Annotated in this window: 14 protein-coding genes; 6 read left to right on the top strand and 8 right to left on the bottom strand. The window is 51.9% G+C overall.

Annotated elements, in window-relative coordinates; genetic code table 11:
- The first annotated feature begins 32 nt into the window (after positions 1–32).
- Entirely contained in the window at positions 33–1,712 is a 1,680-nt protein-coding gene (locus AC6I7T_RS14295; RefSeq protein WP_497794153.1) for a CRTAC1 family protein, read from the top strand.
- Complete coding sequence (locus AC6I7T_RS14290) at positions 1,709–2,782, top strand: tetratricopeptide repeat protein (RefSeq protein WP_497794152.1); 1,074 nt, start codon at positions 1,709–1,711, stop codon at positions 2,780–2,782. The genes AC6I7T_RS14295 and AC6I7T_RS14290 overlap by 4 nt, the downstream gene beginning before the upstream one ends.
- A gap of 7 nt (positions 2,783–2,789) precedes the next feature.
- Here AC6I7T_RS14290 and AC6I7T_RS14285 read toward each other — a convergent pair whose 3' ends face one another.
- From AC6I7T_RS14285 to AC6I7T_RS14265, 5 genes are all read right to left on the bottom strand, one after another.
- Positions 2,790–4,052: a hypothetical protein gene (locus AC6I7T_RS14285; protein WP_497794151.1), complete on the bottom strand. Its 1,263-nt coding sequence runs from the start codon at positions 4,050–4,052 to the stop codon at positions 2,790–2,792.
- Positions 4,053–4,266: 214 nt separating this feature from the next.
- Positions 4,267–7,023, bottom strand: coding sequence for an ABC transporter permease (locus AC6I7T_RS14280; protein WP_497794150.1), 2,757 nt, complete (start codon positions 7,021–7,023; stop codon positions 4,267–4,269).
- The gene (locus tag AC6I7T_RS14275; RefSeq protein WP_497794149.1) at positions 7,016–7,390 is read right to left on the bottom strand and encodes a PadR family transcriptional regulator; all 375 of its coding nucleotides are present in this window, start codon (positions 7,388–7,390) and stop codon (positions 7,016–7,018) included. Before AC6I7T_RS14275 ends, AC6I7T_RS14280 begins: the two co-directional genes overlap by 8 nt.
- 160 nt (positions 7,391–7,550) lie before the next feature.
- Positions 7,551–9,152 carry a pyruvate kinase gene (gene pyk, locus AC6I7T_RS14270; RefSeq protein WP_497794148.1) on the bottom strand — a complete coding sequence of 534 codons (1,602 nt, stop codon included), beginning with the start codon at positions 9,150–9,152 and terminating at the stop codon, positions 7,551–7,553.
- A gap of 137 nt (positions 9,153–9,289) precedes the next feature.
- On the bottom strand, positions 9,290–10,144 hold the full coding sequence (locus AC6I7T_RS14265; protein WP_497794147.1) for a YihY/virulence factor BrkB family protein: 855 nt from the start codon (positions 10,142–10,144) through the stop codon (positions 9,290–9,292).
- 95 nt (positions 10,145–10,239) lie between these two features.
- On the opposite strand from AC6I7T_RS14265, the gene AC6I7T_RS14260 reads away from it, so the two are divergent.
- Positions 10,240–12,627 carry a glycoside hydrolase family 3 N-terminal domain-containing protein gene (locus AC6I7T_RS14260; protein WP_497794146.1) on the top strand — a complete coding sequence of 796 codons (2,388 nt, stop codon included), beginning with the start codon at positions 10,240–10,242 and terminating at the stop codon, positions 12,625–12,627.
- Here AC6I7T_RS14260 and AC6I7T_RS14255 read toward each other — a convergent pair.
- Positions 12,624–13,121: a thioredoxin family protein gene (locus AC6I7T_RS14255; protein WP_497794145.1), complete on the bottom strand. Its 498-nt coding sequence runs from the start codon at positions 13,119–13,121 to the stop codon at positions 12,624–12,626. The two genes, AC6I7T_RS14260 and AC6I7T_RS14255, sit on opposite strands and share 4 nt — an antisense overlap.
- A 107-nt stretch (positions 13,122–13,228) precedes the next feature.
- Between AC6I7T_RS14255 and AC6I7T_RS14250 the strand changes: the two genes are divergently transcribed.
- The 3 genes from AC6I7T_RS14250 (at position 13,229) to AC6I7T_RS14240 (ending at position 14,917) form a co-directional block, all read left to right on the top strand.
- Positions 13,229–13,666 (top strand): hypothetical protein, encoded by a 438-nt coding sequence (locus AC6I7T_RS14250; RefSeq protein WP_497794144.1) that lies wholly within the window; start codon positions 13,229–13,231, stop codon positions 13,664–13,666.
- A gap of 142 nt (positions 13,667–13,808) precedes the next feature.
- Positions 13,809–14,027: a twin-arginine translocase TatA/TatE family subunit gene (locus AC6I7T_RS14245; RefSeq protein WP_497794143.1), complete on the top strand. Its 219-nt coding sequence runs from the start codon at positions 13,809–13,811 to the stop codon at positions 14,025–14,027.
- 83 nt (positions 14,028–14,110) lie between these two features.
- Positions 14,111–14,917, top strand: a complete 807-nt coding sequence (locus AC6I7T_RS14240) for a polyphosphate kinase 2 family protein (RefSeq protein ID WP_497794142.1) — start codon at positions 14,111–14,113, stop codon at positions 14,915–14,917.
- A gap of 443 nt (positions 14,918–15,360) precedes the next feature.
- On the opposite strand, the gene AC6I7T_RS14235 is transcribed toward AC6I7T_RS14240, so the two are convergent.
- The gene (locus AC6I7T_RS14235; RefSeq protein ID WP_497794141.1) at positions 15,361–17,478 is read right to left on the bottom strand and encodes an FG-GAP-like repeat-containing protein; all 2,118 of its coding nucleotides are present in this window, start codon (positions 17,476–17,478) and stop codon (positions 15,361–15,363) included.
- Between the two features lie 591 nt (positions 17,479–18,069).
- On the bottom strand, positions 18,070–18,912 hold the full coding sequence (locus AC6I7T_RS14230; protein WP_497794140.1) for an EamA family transporter: 843 nt from the start codon (positions 18,910–18,912) through the stop codon (positions 18,070–18,072).
- Positions 18,913–18,981 lie beyond the last annotated feature (69 nt).

Below are 18,981 nucleotides of genomic sequence, written 5' to 3'. Positions count from 1 at the left end.
TGACTTTGGACTAAGAAGTGGACGCATTCCATATGAAATTGTCCAGATTGGTTACGCTATCGAAAGTTGCCAGGTTCCTCCGGATAAGCTGCGTCTTCACTTGTGCTTTCATAACTCTGGGGGCAGCAGATACTGCTCCCGTATTCCATTTGGTATCGCCACGTGGTTTGGACTTCGTCCTCCAAAATTCTCCAACGCCTCGAAAACATCTGATCGAGACGATGCCGGGTGGTGTGGCTTTACTCGATTACAACAACGATGGATTACTCGATATCTTTCTGGTGAATGGGGGACGTATTATTGAGCCCTTCCCGCAACCGGACAATTTCTATCGGCATGATCCAAAGTATTGGAATCGTCTGTACCGGCAAAACAAGGACGGTAGCTTTACAGACGTTACGAAAGAGAGTGGCCTGGAAGACGCAGGCGATGGAAATTACGGAATGGGTGTGGCTGTCGGAGATTACGACAACGATGGCTACTCCGATATCTTTGTCACCAGTTATGGCCGGAACGTTCTCTACCACAACAATAGAGACGGAAGCTTTACAAATGTAACAGCCAAAGCTGGAGTGACAGGCGGAGGTTGGTCCGTTTCGGCAGGCTTTTTCGATTACGACAATGATGGCAAGCTCGATCTCTTTGTGACCAGATATCTCGATTGGGATATGAAGCACAGTAAGTTCTGTGGTCCCGAGCCACCGCGTTATTGTCCTCCGGGAGAGTTTCCCGGAATCAGCAACATCCTCTACCACAACCGTGGAGATGGAACATTTGAGGATGTTAGCGTTTCTTCCGGTATCGGTGCGAAGAAAGGCCACGGACTGGGTGTAGCCTTCGCAGACTACGACGGAGATGGCTTTACCGATGTTTTCGTGACTAATGATGTCGTAGAACAGTATCTGTTCCATAACAACGGCAATGGAACCTTTACTGAACGAGGGCTGGAAGCCGGAGCGGCGCTTACCTCTGACGGAAAGATGATGTCGGGTATGGGCGCTGTCTTTCAGGATTATGACAATGATGGTTTGCCAGACCTCATTGTGACGGAGTTGCCGCACCAGCTATATACGGTCTTCCATAATGACGGTTCTGGAGTGTTCGGCGATCAGAGCTTGGAGAGCGGTTTTGGCCTTTTGTCCGGACTGACTTCCGGCTGGAGCCTGGGACTGGAAGATTTCGATAATGACGGCTGGAAGGATGTATTTATTGCGCAGGGTCACGTTATCGATAATGTTGAGATCTTCGATTCGTCCTTACATTATCTGGATCCGCCTCTCCTGGCTCTAAACCGGAAAGGACATTTTGAGAGGGGCAGGGTGGGAAGCGAGACGCCGGTTGCAGGCCGTGGTGCTGCCTTTGGCGATCTCAACAACGATGGCTTTCCTGATGTAGTGATGTCGGTCCTTTCAGCTCATCCTCAAGTAATAATGAATAACGCAAATGGGAATCAGCATTGGCTGACAATTACATTACGAGGTACTCGTAGCAACTGCGACGGATTCGGCGCCCGTGTCGAGGTGAATGGGCAGATCCGTTTCGCAACTGCCTCCGGAGGCTATCTCTCTTCTCATGATAAGAGGCTGCACTTCGGTCTCGGTTCAGCATCTTCAGCCAGGATCGAGATTCGTTGGCCTTCCGGTATCCGCCAAACAATGACGAATGTTCCCGGTAATCAATTCCGGGAGATACAGGAGCGTGAAACGCCATGATTCACATGGTCTTTGCCTGGCTGTTGTTCGCACAAGTGAGTGCGGCGAATATCGCGCTCTCTTCGGATGGTATGCAACATCTAAATGCAGGAACGCAGGCAGAAAGCCAGCGTCGGTATTCAACCGCTATCGAAGAGTTTCGGCACGTAACCGAGTCAGATCCCTCGGCTCCTGTAGGCTTCGTTCGTCTGGGCAATGCGTTGTTGGAAAATCATCAATACGGAGATGCAGTCCCGCCGATCAAGCATGCACTTGAGCTTGAACCTGATCTTCCCGTAGCTCATCAGCTGTTGGGGTTTGCCTTGCTATCCCAGGGGTATGCCTCTGAAGCCATTCCTTATCTCGATAAGGTTCATGAGATTGGTGCCTTGGGCATTGCACAGCTTCAGGCTGGAAAGCCTTCGGAGGCAATTTCAAACTTGCAAGCTGCACTGGCGAGGAGGCCCCACGATCCGGACCTGCTCTATTACCTCAGTCAAGCAGCGCAAATGCTTTCGCAGCAATCCGTGGATATGTTGTTGTCCGCTTATCCGAATAGCGACCGTGCTTATCAAGTCCGCGGTCAAAATTATTTTTCGATGCGGCGAATGGAGGACGCCGAAAAGGAGTACCAGCAAGCACTGGCACTGCGCCCAGATATTCCGGAGATTCATCTGGAGCTAGGCCAGATTTATGCAGAAGGTGCGCAGTGGGGAAAGGCCGAAGAACAATTTCGTGCAGAAGCGGAGTTACAGCCGGGGAATGGTGAAGCAGCGTTCCGGTTGGGAGATGCACTTTTGCATGAGGGCAAGACGGCTGAAGCTTTCAAGGAACTTCAACGCGCCGATCGACTCCGTCCTAATATGTCGGAGACTCTGTATGCATTGGGGAAAGCGGCCTCCGCAATTGGCGAGCCAGCAACTGCAGAGAAGGCTTGGTCTCGCACCATAGCGATTGAGCGGAATTCAATGCTGGCAGCCCAAGCGCACTTTGGCTTGGCTAGTATCTATCGCAAACAAGGCAAGTTGAAACAAGCCCAGGAGGAAACGGAAGCATTTCGCAAGATACAAGGGAACTTAGTACATCCATAACGTGTTGCTACCAGAAGTAGGTTGCCTCAACCTTCGGCGTTCCAGATTCGCCGCCGATTACTTCTGTGCTCAAAACTACCTCGAAATTTCTTTTACCACCGGAGCTTTGGAGAATACGTTGAAGCTGAGCAAGATTTGCCGGATCGGTCAGGAACTCACCCGCAGCAATAGTTCCGCCGCGGCCAACTCCTGCGGCAATTACTGCCAGCTTGCCTGTCGTGGGATCGGTAAAGCGGGCAACGAGGGCATAGTCCCGATAATTGTTTGTCGCCAGCTGCTGAGCGCGTTCAATGATCCAGCGGACCTTCGTCGGAGCGCTTCCGTCAACAATTCCAAACTCTGTCATGGCCGGCGGATTGTTAGCGAAGTGATATCTGAGCTGATTTGTCAGGCGGAGGGTCCAGGCATTGTCAAAGGCTCCTATGAAAATGGTTGGCCCATTTCTCAAGTCCATGAGGGTGGTGGTGCCTTGCCCCTTCAGAATGTACTTTTTCCCTCTACTTTGAAGTGTGCCTGCGATGTGGACTACGGGATTGAGGTCGTCTATGACGACTGCCGTCAAATTATCTTTCAACAGAATCTGGCGACTGGGATCGCTGGCATCGCGAAGCACGATGGCGGAGTACTGACTCTGATCCGCGACGCATAGGAGTACGGGATCGTTGGAACTGATGACCGGAGACCAGAAAGCGTCGAAAGGAGTAGCGGCAGGGATGGACTTCCAAAGAAGAGCTAATGCCGCGCCCAAGATTGCAGCAGCGGCGATCCCCATTATCCATAGCCAGGAATGGTATTTGCGCGTCTGATCCGTTGCTTCGGGCGATACAGGCTGCTCCGATTGCGCCAATCTCTCCTGCGAAGAGGCCGGTAACGGTATAGCTGTGTTGTCCTGCCGCTTTTGCGGCCATTGGAACTGTGGAATATAGGTTCCGAGAGGGAGCGAGATTCGCAGCTCCTGCTCATGCCCCGGTTCCTGGTAGTACTGGGCAATACGTTTGCGGATCTCGGCTGCGGTTACGCGAACAATCGGATCGGAGGCTGTGTCGTAGTCCGGATCCCTCCCAAAGATTTCGATACCTAAAGTCCGCTCTTTCAGGAGATCTGTTTGGCCTGACAGTGTCTGCTCGATGATGAAGCGCAGAAAAGAAGGAAAACGCCGGCTATGTTTGAAGTGAGGATTTGCGAGCAGACGCTCCAATTGCTCAAGGATTGCAGCCCTTTCGTCCGCACTTAGCTTCGAGTCGCTGCTTGCCGCCGAATCAACCAACATGAGAGTCCTTCCGCGAAGCCTGAATTATAACGTCTCAACCTCGGGACCGTCGCGGTGGATAGATGGCGTAGCTTACTGAAAAACGTTGTCTTAGAGTATTTTAGGCTCGAGATTAGGCAGCCAAGAGACCGTGAAGTGTGGCCATTTCCGGGTGAAATGGCCAATGTTACTGAGTCCTGCTGTTACCGAATCCTATTACCCCGGGAGCCTTCGGCTATTCCTCCTTTAAGGTCGTCATCGGATCCAGTTTTGCAGCTTTTTGTGCGGGAAGCAGAGTCGCCAGCAATGCTACTCCTGTCAAACTGGAAACGCAGATGAGCAAGGTTGCAGGGTCGTTAGGTCTAAGGCCATAGAGGAACGCGTCGATCGTTTTCCCTAACGCTAGCGATAGTCCAACTCCAATGACGATTCCAACCGCAACGAGAATGCCCGCTTCCCGAAAAACCATCCTGAAGATGGTGATTTTTTCCGCTCCAAGCGCGATGCGAATTCCGATCTCGTTTCGTCTTCGAACTACGAAATAGGAAATTACTCCGTAGATGCCCACCGTTGCCAGAATTGCTGCCAGTATTCCGAAGAAACCGGACAGGGTAGCCATCAACTGCTCGCGAATCGTGCCTTCACGAATTTGAGTTTTGAATACGTCAAGATTCAGTTCTATGGACGGACTCATCTCTGAGATCAATTGCTTAACAGAAGCGGCAAGAGGCTCCATCGGAATGTCTGCACGTAGTACGAATTTTGCGGACGGACCCGAATCTTTGTCCTGCTGCATTGCAAGATAAGCTAATGGCTCAGGCTGTTCTCTGAGATCGTAATGTTTCGTGTTTTCGACAAGGCCAATGATTCGATATCGCCGGGCTGGTCTCTGCGGGCGTTCAGGAACCTCAAAGGTTCTACCGCCTGGATTCACTGCACCTAGAAACTTTTGCGCAAAGGCTCTATTTACGATGGCGACCGGTTGAGAACTGAGTGTATCGCTTTCTTGAAAATCCCGGCCAGATAGTAAGGGGATTCGCAATGTTTGAAAGTATCCTTCGCTTACTTGGTTGAAATTGGCTTCTCCCCTCTGGATTCCGGTGCCTGGAATGTTAATCAAGTCGCTCCAACCGGTATTGCTCAGTGGCGTAATGGAGGCTTCTGCTGCGGAGGCTACGCCAGGAAGCGCTCGCATCCGGGATAGCAGTTGCTGTTTGTATGCCAGGCGACTAGAAGCAGGTAAATTAAGCGCTGAGAAATCTATAGAGGGGATCAGGACGTGATCTGACTGAAACCCGGTATTCATCGTCAGTAAGTTGTGAAAGGTGCGAACGAATAGCAGTGCTCCGGTCAATAACACAATTGATAAGGCCACTTGAGAAACAACAAGTACTCGGCGCACGAAAAACTGTGTCTTCCCTCCGCCAGTTGTCCTGCCGCCAATTTTGATAGTGTTGCCAGGATCGGTGCGAGAAGCCTGAATTGCCGGAGCCAAACCGAATATCACGCAGGTTAGCGCTGCGATTCCAGCGGCAAAGCTGAAGGTCCTCCAATCTGGAGTCAATTCAAGAAATACGGAGGTCTGCTGCGTGCTGAGGAATGCCACCAGAACGCGGCTGAAAGCTTGTGCGATGAGTGCGCCTATTACAGTTCCAAGGATGGCAAGCAAAAGACTTTCCGTAAGTAATTGTCTGACTAGACGCGCTCTCGATGCTCCTAATATGAGCCGAAGGGCAATCTCTCGTTGTCGTGCGCCTGCCCGCGCAAGTAGCAGGTTTGCCAGATTTGCACACGCAATTAGTAGCACCAAGCCGGACAAGACTAGCAGCATCCAGAGTGGGGCTTCGTACTGTTCTCTAAGATAAGAAAGACCTGATTCAATAGGAATCGCCTCAAGCTTGTGCTTGAGATATTCCTGCCTTTGCTCGGCATCATAGTCCTGTGTAGGTACAGTGGCGGAGAAGATTCCCGAAGAGATCGAGGCGAGCTGAGCTGATGCTTGCTGGAGTGTCCATCCTGGCTTCAGTCTTCCCACCGATGCTAGCCACCACGTGATGAGTCTCTCCGATGGAGGATGATCGGGACTAAAAATCTTGTCGGAACACAAAGGAACAGCAACATCGAAATTGAGTCCGGTTTCCAGACCGTAGAAGCTTGATGGCGTAACTCCAATAATCTGAAAAGGGTGACCTTCGAGCAGAATCTTCTTCCCAACAACATCCGATTTTCCGGCGAACTCCCGATGCCAGAACTTATCGTTTATAACTACACTCTGCGACATACAAGCACTTGTATCGTCGCCAGGTAAGATCAATCGCCCAAGCTGAGGTCTGACTCCGAGAACATTGAAGAAATTTCCGCTGACCATCAATGTTTCAGCATGCTTTGCATCGCCAAAGGGGCCGAGCTTTACCGTGCCTTCGCTCCATGCTGCAACTTCGGAGAAGCCCTGCTGGCGGGTGCGGATTAGTTCCCATATCGCACTAGATAGTTCAGGGTGGCGGGTGAAAAAGCTTCCGCCTAAATAGCCTCCTGGTGCTATGTGGATCCGTGCCAATTGTTGCGGATCTTTTATCGGTAGGCTCCTCAAGCGAACCGCATCGAGCAATTGGAAGATGGTGGTATTGGCTCCGATTCCCAGAGCCAGACAGAGAATGACAACGATTGAAAATCCAGGATTCAGGCGAAGCTGGCGGGTTGCATACTTCAGATCTCCACCAATTTTCATAAACCAGTTCCCCCGGTTGGCTCCAATGGGTAATTCGGGAGGGACGGATTTCAGAGTTGTTCTCAGTCCGGCTGCCAGTTGATCGCCATCCAATTCTCGTGAGGCTTGCTGGTAGGCTTCTTGGGCGGTCATGCCGTCTGCCATCAACTCTTCATAACGATCCGATAAATGCTGATTGAGTTCTTCTATCAGTTGTGCTTCACGAGAAGGATCGAGCCTGAGTTCGGTGATAGACGATCGAATCTTGTGAGACCAATCAGGCATGCTCTGCCTCCGTGATTCGCTGAATTGCCTGAACGAATTCGCGCCATGTTGCACGCTGTTCTTTGAGGATGTTTTTTCCGTGTGCGGTCAGCTGGTAATAACGCCGGCGCCGCTGTCCAGGCTTCTCCACCCATTTACCTTGAATGAGCTTGCGACTTTCGAGCCGGTAAAGCAGGGGATAGAGTGAGGCTACATTGAACTTTAAGGTGCCTCCGGAGCGTTCTTCGATAAGCTTGCTTATTTCATATCCGTGACGGGCGTGGAACTCGAGGAGAGAGAGAATCAATAACTCGGCACTGCCCTTTTTTAATTCACGGTCGAAGATTTCTGCTCCGATATATGTCATAGCAACATATCGTACAGCCACAGCTCTGTTGCTGGTCAAGTGGAATTTTTGTCTTGCGGCAATTCTGTGTAACTCTCGAGTAGTCGAAGTGATAGCGGCAGGTAAAGATGTCTTGAAGCTTTCGATAGCAAAGAAAAATGGCGGCTCAACGAGCCGCCATTTTTCAGGAGTGAACTACAGCTTACTTGCGTGACCGTACCGGCTTGCGACGGGCGGTCGCAATTTTGCGCCGGGGAGCAGCAGCCTTTGCAGGCTTTGCTTCCACTTCTTCTTCCGGCACTTCGTGAGCGGGTTCGCGGGTGGTCCGGAGCAGAGCTTCGGAGCGATCTCCCAGCACGTGAAGGCGTAGGAAGTTAGTCGAACCGGACTTGGTACGGGTTCCTGCTACGACGCCGACAATCTCTCTTGCGCGGGCATAGCCGGTTTCCTGCAGCAACTGCTCTGCGGTATCGACCATCTGTTCGGTGGTCTGCAGTCTGTTGCATTTCAGAGGATGAACGCCCCAAAGCAGGCCCATACGGTGCAGAGTGACATCGACGCTGCTGAAAGCCACAATCTGCGGACGAGGACGATACTTTGAGAGCTGCCGCGCTGTGGTGCCGGTCTCGGTAAAGACGGAGATAGCACTCAGATCCAGATCGTCGGCGGCATGTGCCATGGCCTCGCAGATGGTCTCTGCGATGGAGAGCCGCATGTGACGTGTGCGGGGTTCAGAATTGCCATCGCGCATCTGGCTTTCCGTCTCAGTCACAATCTTGGCCATCATCTTGACCGCTTCGACGGGATACTTTCCGGCGGCGCTTTCTGCAGAAAGCATGACAGCATCGGTGCCATCATAGACGGCGTTAGCAACGTCGCTGGCTTCTGCGCGGGTCGGACGAGGATTCTCAATCATCGACTCGAGCATCTGCGTAGCCGTAATAACCGGCTTGCGATACTCTCCGGCACGACGGATTACATGCTTCTGGATCGCCGGAACCTTCTCGGGCGGAACTTCTACACCGAGGTCACCGCGGGCAACCATCACGCCGTCGGCATGCTCCAGGATGCTTTCCAGGTGCTCGATAGCCTGTGGCTTTTCCAGCTTGGCAATGATCCAGGTGTCGCCGCCGTAAGCTGCGACGCGATTGCGAACCAGCTTGACGTCTTCTGCAGTGCGCACGAAAGATACGGCAATTGCATCGACATCGTTCTTCAGTGCGAATTCCAGATCGACTTCGTCTTTCTCTGTCAGAGAAGGAACGCGAACCGGGATACCGGGAAGGTTGATTCCCTTGTGTTCACCCAGCATTCCACCATTGATGACATTGCAGACTACGTCCTGATCTTCGACTTCGATAACACGCAATTCGATCAGTCCATCGGAGAGCAGGATACGGGAGCCTTGCTCAACGTTCTCTGCAAGTGTCTGGAAGGTGGTGGACACCAGGGTTGCCGTTCCAGGAATATCGCGCGGTGTAATCGTCAGCCGCTGTCCGGCCTTAAGGAGAACCGGCTGGTGGTTCTTCAACTTACCGGTACGGATCTTCGGTCCCTGCAGGTCGCCGAGAATGCAAACTGGCTTACCCTCTTCTTCGCTGACTTTGCGGATCATTTCGATCAGCGCCAGCTTCTCCGGGTGTGTGCCATGTGAGAAGTTCAAACGGGCTACATCGAGTCCGGCACGGACGAGTTCCCGGAATACGGATTCATTGTTCGACGCAGGGCCCAGGGTCGCTACGATCTTTGCCCGGCGCTGCGTTTGGTGTTGGGTCAGGCTAGGACCGCCCAGAAAAGCACTCATAATCCCCCAAAACTATTGTTATGCGGTTCCCCGCGTTGTCTTGCCGATTTTCGGCTTAATTCTACAGGAGAACCGATATGTAAATGTCTCTCCTAGTGAGGAGTAACAGGAATTCCACAGAAAAGCCGTGAGGCTCGTCACTGAGGTAAGCTGGGTGCTGGATTTTGACGAGTTTTATACATTTGAGCGTTGAATTCTGCACCAATCAAGATGCTGAAAAACGTAATGTAAAGCCACACTAGCGTTGCTATTCCAGCTCCCAGAGATCCGTATACGACCGAGTAATCGGCAAAACGAGTAACGTAAAGGCCGAAGAGCAGGGTCGCTCCAAACCAGATCATACTAGCCAGAATGGCTCCGGGAAGAATTCTCCACCATGGCTCTTCGCGCCGGGTCCCGAAGTGGAAAATGATTCCGAGTACTGTTACCGAGGTCGCAAGAGCGATTGTCCAACGCACGATTCTCCAGAGGAGCAGAACATAGAATTGCAAATCGTGGTTTGCCCGATCGATCGTCCACTGTTCGATCTGATGGCCAAAGACGATCAGCAGCGTGGCAAAGGCCATCGGTACCAGACAGGTGGGGATGAGCAAGATCGCTGTAAGACGCTGTTTCCAGAAGCCCATCAAATGCCGGGGCAAATGGTAGGCTCTGCGAAAACCCTCCATTAGCGACAGCATGACTCCCATTGCGGCGAACACACTTAGTACCGATGCCGATAGCAGAACCTGAACAGACCAGACCGGACGCGTCTGGAAATAGGCTTGTGCCAACTGCATCGTGTCGGGAGGCAGAATCTGTTCGAAGGCTCCGCGGATCTCGCCGCGAATTGTGTTTGTTTCCGGGCTTAAGGCCAAGGCTGTGGTTAAGACCAGCAGCGTTGGAAAAAGCATCAGAATTCCGGAATAAGCAGCCGCCTTCGCCGTGCTTAGCACGTCATGGAGGATTGCGGTCCAGATTGCATCTCGCAAATGTCGTAGCGGCTGGAACATACGATGGAAGACTAATCGAAGATACGCTTCTGGCCAAGACGCAAGAAGGATGCCTGATGGCGTCCAGCCCCGACCCTTGATATTCTCACCCCGGCATGAAAATCGACTCTACCCTTGCGCGTTTTTTTCGTTTGTCTACAGGGATCGGCTGCATCTTAACCGTTCTTGTGGGACCTTCGTTTGGGCAAACACTTCATCTTTTGCGGTCGACCAAGGCAGCCAAAAAAGCAGCCGTAGTCTCAGTGGCGCCAGTTCCTGCTCCGAATAGTCAGCTCTCGGAACGCTCCTTGAATGTTCGTGTAGAGGCGTTGCTGGCCAAGATGACCTTGGAAGAAAAAGTAGGACAACTGGTGCAGTATTCGGCGGGGGACGCCACCGGGCCTGAAGCTTCCAAAGAGACTTATGAAGAATTAATCGCCCGCGGACAGATCGGTTCTTTGCTAAACGTTGTCGGCGCGGAAAAGACAAATCGCTATCAGCGGATAGCGATGGAAAAATCGCGTCTGCACATCCCCCTGATCTTCGGCTACGACGTGATTCACGGGCATCGCACAACCTTCCCGGTTCCGCTGGCGCTAGCCGCCAGCTTCGATCCCTCCGCGGTGGAGACTGTTGCTCGTACCTCTGCACGTGAGGCCCGCGCCGATGGCATTCAGTGGGTGTTCTCTCCCATGGTGGATATTGCTCGCGATGGCCGTTGGGGGCGGATCGTAGAAAGTGCGGGCGAAGATCCCTATCTGGGAAATGCCATCGCCCGTGCGTGGATTAAGGGCTATCAGCAAGGCGACCTGTCAAAGCCCGATTCGGTGGCTGCATGCGTCAAGCATTTTGCCGCTTACGGCGCTCCGATTGCCGGGCGCGATTACAACGCAGTCGATCTCTCCGAGAATTCCTTGCGGCAGACTTACCTTCCTCCCTATCGTGCAGCTGTCGATGCCGGTGCTGCCACTTTGATGAGTTCTTTCAACTCCATCAACGGAGTTCCCTCCACGGCCAATAAGTTCATTCAGACTCAGATCCTGAGGCGTGAATGGGGCTTCCAGGGATTCGTTGTAAGCGACTGGGGAGCCGTCCGTGAGCTCATGAATCATGCCATTGCTTCCGATGGCGTAGAGGCGGCTACAAAGGCTCTTACGGCGGGCGTGGATATGGACATGGAGGGCGGTATCTATACGGCTCGATTGACTTCGATAGTTCGTTCGGGACAATTGTCCGAGTCTGTCATCGACGAAGCGGTGCGCCGAATCTTACGCGTCAAGTTTGCGCTTGGATTATTTGAACATCCTTATGCGCCCGAGCAGCCCGCATACCAGGCTACTGCAGAAAAGCGGGAGCAGACACGCCACATCGCTGAAGAGACCCTGGTCCTGCTGAAGAACGATGCTCAAGAGGGCATCGGGAAGATATTGCCGATCCGAAAGGCACCCAAGAGTGTGGCGCTAATTGGTCCATTGGCGGATTCGGCAGTAGACATGCTAGGTTCCTGGTTCGCAGAGGGCAAGGCAACAGATACCGTTACACTTCGGACTGCCTTGGCCGAGAAGTGGAAGAACTCGGAACTGCTTTACGCCAAGGGTACTGAGATCCTCAGCAACTCCGACGGGGGTTTTGCCGAAGCGGTTGCGGCGGCGAAAAAAGCGGATCTGGTCATCCTTGCTTTGGGCGAATCCGGTCCCGATATGACGGGCGAGGCGGCCTCGCGTGCGCACTTGGACCTTCCAGGAAATCAGCAGCAGCTGATGGAAGCGGTAGTCGCAGCCGGTAAGCCTGTAGTACTGGTTCTCTTTAACGGCCACCCTCTGGCTATTCCCTGGGCTGCAGAGCATGTTCCTTCCATCGTGGAAGCCTGGTATCCAGGCATGGAAGCCGGGTCTGCGATAGCGAACATTCTGACCGGAGAAACCAGTCCTTCCGGTAAGCTCCCCGTCAGCCTGCCGAGGAGTGTCGGTCAGGAGCCTCTCTATCTTGCGCAGCTGCCGACAGGACGTCCTGCAAGAGCCGAGTTGTCGGTTCCTCCGAAGGGGGCGGGGGAACGGTATCAATCCCGCTACATCGATGAACTGAACTCGCCTCTCTATCCCTTTGGATGGGGGCTTTCCTATACGCAATTTGCCTATTCCGCGGTTACTGTAAACAAGCCTCAGATTCCCCTGAAAGAGGTGCTGGCCACGAAAAACCAGCCACTGGTACGTGTCGGTGTGGATGTGAAGAACATCGGCAGTACTCCGGGGACGGAGGTCGTTCAGCTATATCTGCGGAACACCGTAGCAAGTGTGGAACAGCCTGTCCGCGAATTGAAGGGTTTCGAACGGGTCACGCTGCAGCCCGGCGAACAAAAACACATTGAGTTCTCGGTGGGATTTGATGAGCTAGCTTTCTATAACGCCGAGATGATTCGTACTGTTGAATCAACCAAGTACAAGCTTTGGGTGGGAGGCAACTCCCTCGCGACGGAAGGAGCTGCCCTGGAGATTCTTCCTTAGCAGCGTGCGACAACAACGCTGCAAGGCTCAGATGACTTCCACTTGACCAGGAAACTCGTCACGGAGTTTGAGGCCATGTTCCTCATGGCTTCAAACTCTCCAGTCCGTTGGCTGTAAAGCAGCTTGCCATTGGAATCGAGTACGGCGAGTGCCGGAACCCCTTTCTTTAGAGGTACTTGGTACCTTTCCGCCAGATCCAGATTCCTGTCATAGCGACCGATATTGATGTGCACCAGAATGTAATTTGCATTCAGGATCGGTGCATTGGCCGGATCATGGAAGTAGATGTCGAGCACTTTACAGTCTGGACACCAGTTCCCTCCGAAGTCCAGAATGACGCGTTTGTGCTCTTTCTTTGCCTGTACCAGGGCATTATGGACATCGGCTTTGGCGTCCGCGTTGTCGGGGTAGACCTGTTGGCTTTCTGCCATGGCGACGAAGATCGGTGCCAGGAGAAATCCAAAGATAAGCACTGCATGGCGAAGATTTCGCATGGGGAACGTGCTTCCTTTCATAAAAAATTCCTTTTAGTGTGCCATATACAGTTCCATTTCCTGCCATCTCTTTTCAGAGATTCGGGAGAACGGATACTCTGTCAAAGATGCCAGAGCGCGATAAAAAGGACGGAATTGTTTACGAAGACTTGGCCGCAATGATGGCCGCGTATGCCAAACAGGCGGGGGATCTTGCTGAAAAAGAATATCTTCAGCGTCTCGACTACTCTGAAAGTTCGATAGAGATCCTGGAAGAGATCCTTTCCCAGGTTGCGGAGAAGGTAGATTCTGCCGACGAAGAGGAGCAGGTTCGCATCTGGGGTGGCTATTTCGGGGAGTTTTTGCGCCGTCGCTATGCCGGGGAATGGACCATGACGGTTTATCCCGGTGGTATTACGGCAGTTCCGAGCCTGGATGTCCGTGGTTCCCGGCTATTTCCTCTGATGAAGGTCTATCGGCGGCTGACCATGGGGAAGCAGGAGGATATGGTCACCTTCTACAAAATGGTCATTTCCCGTCTTGGCGACCCAGCCAAGGTAAACTGAGCTGCAAATTCCGCCTCTGGCGGCCAAATATACAGTAGTTTCTTTAAATCTTTCTATTGGGACTCGCCGGCTGTGCGAAAATAGAGAAACGAAACTCCGGTTCTCCGTAGGGAGTCCAGAAGCGAGACCGGGAGGTATTGAAATGCTTGGTGATCTTTTTCAGCCAACACATCTGTTGATCATTGCAGTGATTGCACTGTTAGTTTTTGGACCCCGGAAGCTGCCTGAACTTGGAAAAGGCTTAGGGGAAGGGCTTCGTGGTTTCAAAGAAGGCATCAAGGGCAATCCCGATGCCGAAAAGCAGGAGACTGCTGCAAAGACCAACACGGGTGCGAATGCCAACCCGATAGAGCCCAAGTAGTTCTTGGGACACAAGTTTCGTCGCTCTTAATCCTGTTTTAGATGTGCAGAGCGCCGCCAGAAGGGCGGCGCTCTTTGTCTGTCATGAAGATCAAAAGCCTCTATCGTATCGCGCCGCACACGAAGGTACGTCTTGCTTCTATCGCTACAGACGATACCGGATCCTATTCCAATAACAACGAAGCCAATGCCGATCTTGAACGGCACCGCAAAAAACTGTCGGAACTTCAAGAGTTGCTAACCGCAGAGGGGAAGCGATCCGTACTGGTTGTTTTGCAGGGTATGGATACAGCCGGAAAAGATGGCACGATCCGCCACATCTTTACCGGTGTTAATCCTCAGGCCTGTAACGTCACTTCGTTCAAAGTGCCCACTCCCATTGAGAAAGAACATGATTTTCTATGGCGAGTTCACGGCGCTGTGCCGCGCATGGGGATGATCGGGATCTTCAATCGTTCGCATTACGAAGACGTTTTGGTAACGCGTGTCCACGGGCAGATCTCCAATAAGGAAGCTCATTCCCGCATGGAGCAGATCGTTGCCTTCGAGGAATCGTTGGCTGCGAACAATGTGACGATTCTCAAGTTCTTTCTCCACATTAGCCAGGAAGAGCAAACTCGCCGCTTGGAATCACGTCTGGCCGATGCCAGCAAGCACTGGAAAGTAAGCGAAGCGGATTTTGCCGAGCGTAAGTACTGGGACCAGTATCAACGTGTGTATGAGGATGCCATCAGCCGAACAAGCCGGAAGTTTGCTCCCTGGTTTGTGATTCCGGCAGATCGCAAATGGTATCGCAATGTTGCTATTTCCAGGATCCTGGTCGAGGTCTTGGGTGGTCTGAAGATGAAATATCCCAAGCCCACCTTTGACCCCACGAAGATTGTTCTCTAGCTACTGCCCGGCCCGAAAGTCGAATTGAAGGGCAAGAGAAGTCGTGACCTGGCATGGCCTGGAAGGAATCAGCTGGCGAGTGCTCGACCGAATTGATTTAGAGCAAAACCAGCGTAGGTGTATCCCGAGCCACAACTCCCTACGCAGGTTTTCCGTCGAGAAAACCTGCACATCGCGGAATTTGGATAGGACATAGTAACGCTGGTTTTGCTCTAGTTATCTCCGATCTCTCCGACCTATCTTTCCATTTATGGGATTCCTTTGTAGCGGTAAGCCTCTTTCTCTAAGAAAAGAGGCTTACTCTTTGCTCTACTGCTCAGCGTTTACAAGAGAAATACGCTGAAGCATTTCCATGGCCGATGCTTACGTCTTCAGCGAGATTGTCGTGGCTTTCGGCCAAGCCCTGTGGAAGCAAAACCTCACCTCACGTTCCCCTCTGTACTCTAATGTGCCGTGGTGAATGATGCTATGGGTGAGTAAGTTGTCCAATGTGTGCAATTACTAAAGAAGGTCACCGATCTTACCCGGTAACTGTATGTGGTGTTTGGAATCAGGCTATTCAAAATAGAGGAGCGTCCCGTTGATAGCGGGTTGTTCCAAGATGTTTCTAGCCCGAGTGCTGGCGATGTGCCGAACTCTACAACTCCAGTGGCGGGGATATTGCTGGCCCAGTCCACAACTGCCGAGGTTGCGGTGATCCTCGAAACCTGTACATTATTGATCACCGAAGGCGCTGGATTGTATTGGTCCAAACGGATGGCACAAGAATCACTTCCGTAATAGGTGCTATCTCCCGAATAACGGGCAGCTACATAATGCGCTCCCTGTCCGACCCAGACATCGGGACTGATAATGAAAGTTGCAAGATGGGTGCCATAAATTACGCTGACGTTTTGGTTGCCGTTTGCCACAATGACGTCAGGGAAATTGTCTCCGTCGAGATTCGCAACAAGAACTTGTTTGGACCCGCCTCCAAATAGATATATATTAGCTCCCGGAAAATGCCCTGGATGGCTAGTGTCGCCATAGAAGACCGCCCCTTCATTCTCTCCAAAGCCTCCGAGAACCAAGTCTGGAGTTCCATCTAAATTGATATCTCCAGAAGTGATGGAATAGGCATACTGAACAGTGGGGATCTGCGAAGGGGAGAGGAATTGACCGGGATAACTCAGATTCGACAAATAAATGTTAATCGCTGCCCACCCGGGATAACCGCGATCATGAAGAACGACCGCCACATCAGGTAGCCCATCTTTGTTGAGATCTCCAACTGTCAATGTGGTGGTGGGGTGTGATGTGGGGTAAGTCTGTTCAGCGAGAAAATGACCAGGATGTGTAGGGTCAGCGAGATAAATTGCCAAGTCCGTCAAATTTGCTACGGCTAAATCTGGTGATCCGTCTCCGTCGAAATCACCTGCGGCAATAAATTGAGGAGATCTCGCAGTCAATGTAGATTGAGGAAGAAACTGGCCGGGATGCATTGGGTCTCCAAATAAGAGACTTATGCTGCTCCCTTTGTTGTTAGCGAATGCGGAGTTCGATACAGCTAAATCCAAAATACCGTCTCCGTTGAAATCCTCAACTACGGCGGCAGAAGGCGTGTGTTCCACTGGATAAATTGTGGGCGGCAAAAGCTTTCCGGGATGTGCAGAATCAATCAGGAATACTCTTAAGACATCCTCGCTTTCGTTTAGAACAGCTAAATCTTTCAGGCCGTCGGCATTGAAATCACCTGCAACGATAAAGTTTGGATTTCCGCCAGCGGGATAATTTTGTGCAGGCAAAAACCTCCTTGGCTGCACAGAATCTCCCAACAATACACTGAGGGTGCCAGCTGTATAGTTTGCGGTAGCAAGATCAGGCACTCCATCGAAATTGAAGTCTCCTATTGCTACCGAATTGGTCCCTTCATTGGCAAGGTAAGTCTCCGGCAGGCTCAGAGAATACCCAGCCTCGCCTCTGAAGGTCGGAGTTTTCAAGACGCGATTATTGTTTAGTACATCCAGAAAGGATAAGGTGCCCGACGGTCGGGCTCTTCCTTGTATGCGGACAATTGCACTCAAGGTGTAGAGGCCGGCCGTGCCCTCTTTGGAAACCGTCGTCACACTAGGAAGGAGTCCGGTAACCTCCACAGTCTGCGCTGGGGAAGAGCTTCCTGCATATGAATTTGTTCCTCGGAAGGTTGCATAGACGCTATAGGTGCCAAGACCAAGCAAAAGCTTTGCTGAAGCCTGACCGTTATTCCTTAACTGCGCTGTAGCCAGAATATTTTCATCTTTACAGAAAATTGCCGAGGCATTACAGAAGATTACTTGGCCTGGGGTCACGGGAATGCCGCCGGCAAATACCGTTGTTGTCAGAGTGACAGGTTTCCCTAAACGCACTGAACTGGAAACAATATCCAGAACTGTGGTAGTCGAGGTTTTTGCGGCAAGAACATGCTTTACTCCAATTGTGCACAGTATCGCCCAGAGAATAATGCTTGTTATGAACCGTATTTTTGTTTGGCGAATAACTAATGATAAAAGAGTTAACAGCTGAGAACGTGAAAGAGAACTCATAGGCTATCTCCCTTGATATCTTGAGCAGAATTGTTCACACATGTTCATGAGAGTGTGACCTCCTGCGTTGAAGGAGCCTTTCTCGGTAAAGTCACCATATGTCTGTAGTTGTTCCGAGCTATACCGAAGACAAGAGATAAATTGATTAAAGACGGCAGTCAGGATCGTTCATAAAGCAAATGGGACAGACGAGTTGTCCTGTACCTGATTCCTTAGTTCTTCAGATTTCTAACTGGATAGCTTACATCTCTCGTGAGACTCATCTGGCGGGGCACAAGGGAACCATCTACTTCTGAAGCATAATGATTCTCCGTATCAGATTTCTGATTGTTAGCGGAAATCTACGGCTGATGGAGTATAGCATCTTTGTGTAGTGGCTGCCCGCACTTGATCGGATTGATATTAGAACTAATGTCGGGCGGTGGGACTTATCTAAGTTAGTGTCCTCTGGGATATGGACTTAGGTTTGGGCACGTACTCAATCGTGTTCTCCGAAGTTTTTGGCTTGGCCCGGATTGCTTCCAATTTAGCAGTTCTGTCTTTCACTCATTCCTTGTTTTTGGATCAAGCTCTCTTCATGGTTGGCGTGCTTCATAACGAAATCATGACAACGGCTATAAGAGCCAGCACCATTCCTGCTATCTGGGCTCGTGTAGTTTTTTCTTTCAGAATGGCAATCGCCAACAGGATCGTGATCGCCGGATAAAGCGATGAGAGTACTGCCGCGATATCCATTCTCCCTACCCGGGTAGCAAGCGAGTAGAGGAGATTTCCTCCCGTATCCAACAAGCCCGTCAGGATTGCGAGCCAGCCAAATCCCTTGCCCTCGAAGACATGTTTCCTGCTAACCAGGAGCAGTCCGATTGCGATGCTGGTACTTGCTGTCCTTGAGGCCGCCATAGCCCACAGGACGCCACCTTCGCCAGCTATTTTCAGGAAGATCAGCAAAATGCCGAAGCATGTGCCTCCTGCCGAGCCAAACCAGAGTGCCTTGCTGTTTGTCGACTCGCTATGCGGATTTGCGATCAGCCAGATAGAAGGGATAGCCACGGCAAAACCGGCCAGCTGTAGCGGCTTTGGCAGTCCTTCGCCAACGAATGAGAACAGAACAGGAACAATCGCAGTCAGCAAGCCCGTGACGGCGGCTGTTAGGCCCATTGGTCCCAGGGTGAGTGCGTGATAAAACGTCACCAATCCTATGCCGCCCGCAACTCCGGCACAGAGTCCCATCAGAAGGTGATGGGGAGATGGAGCCGGTATATGCAGTAGCAGGATGAGCGCAACAAGAGCCACCCAGCTCAATCCATGGGCAATCGCTGTGACCAGAAACGGGGTGGCCCGTCGTGTAGCCAGTCCCCCCGCAAAATCAGCAGCACCCCAGCTGACTGCCGCACTAAGGCCTAGATTTGTGCTGCTGAGCATACCAAAAGCCACTTGCTTTCCAATCTCCCTGTACACAGAGGAAGTTCAAGACACTTACAGCCGGTCGTTGTCGACCGGCTG

The sequence above is a fragment of the Humiphilus diazotrophicus genome (assembly GCF_059726315.1).
Note: the sequence above shows the minus strand (reverse complement) of the source record. Positions and strands in the feature narration are given on the sequence as shown.

Coding starts and splice junctions, on each gene's coding strand:
- AC6I7T_RS14290 (WP_497794152.1), top strand. CDS start 1,709: ATGATTCACATGGTCTTTGCCTGGCTGTTGTTCGCACAAGTGAGTGCG.
- AC6I7T_RS14285 (WP_497794151.1), bottom strand. CDS start 4,052: ATGTTGGTTGATTCGGCGGCAAGCAGCGACTCGAAGCTAAGTGCGGAC.
- AC6I7T_RS14260 (WP_497794146.1), top strand. CDS start 10,240: ATGAAAATCGACTCTACCCTTGCGCGTTTTTTTCGTTTGTCTACAGGG.
- AC6I7T_RS14295 (WP_497794153.1), top strand. CDS start 33: ATGAAATTGTCCAGATTGGTTACGCTATCGAAAGTTGCCAGGTTCCTC.
- AC6I7T_RS14280 (WP_497794150.1), bottom strand. CDS start 7,023: ATGCCTGATTGGTCTCACAAGATTCGATCGTCTATCACCGAACTCAGG.
- AC6I7T_RS14250 (WP_497794144.1), top strand. CDS start 13,229: ATGCCAGAGCGCGATAAAAAGGACGGAATTGTTTACGAAGACTTGGCC.
- pyk (WP_497794148.1), bottom strand. CDS start 9,152: ATGAGTGCTTTTCTGGGCGGTCCTAGCCTGACCCAACACCAAACGCAG.
- AC6I7T_RS14255 (WP_497794145.1), bottom strand. CDS start 13,121: ATGCGAAATCTTCGCCATGCAGTGCTTATCTTTGGATTTCTCCTGGCA.
- AC6I7T_RS14240 (WP_497794142.1), top strand. CDS start 14,111: ATGAAGATCAAAAGCCTCTATCGTATCGCGCCGCACACGAAGGTACGT.
- AC6I7T_RS14235 (WP_497794141.1), bottom strand. CDS start 17,478: ATGAGTTCTCTTTCACGTTCTCAGCTGTTAACTCTTTTATCATTAGTT.
- AC6I7T_RS14265 (WP_497794147.1), bottom strand. CDS start 10,144: ATGTTCCAGCCGCTACGACATTTGCGAGATGCAATCTGGACCGCAATC.
- AC6I7T_RS14245 (WP_497794143.1), top strand. CDS start 13,809: ATGCTTGGTGATCTTTTTCAGCCAACACATCTGTTGATCATTGCAGTG.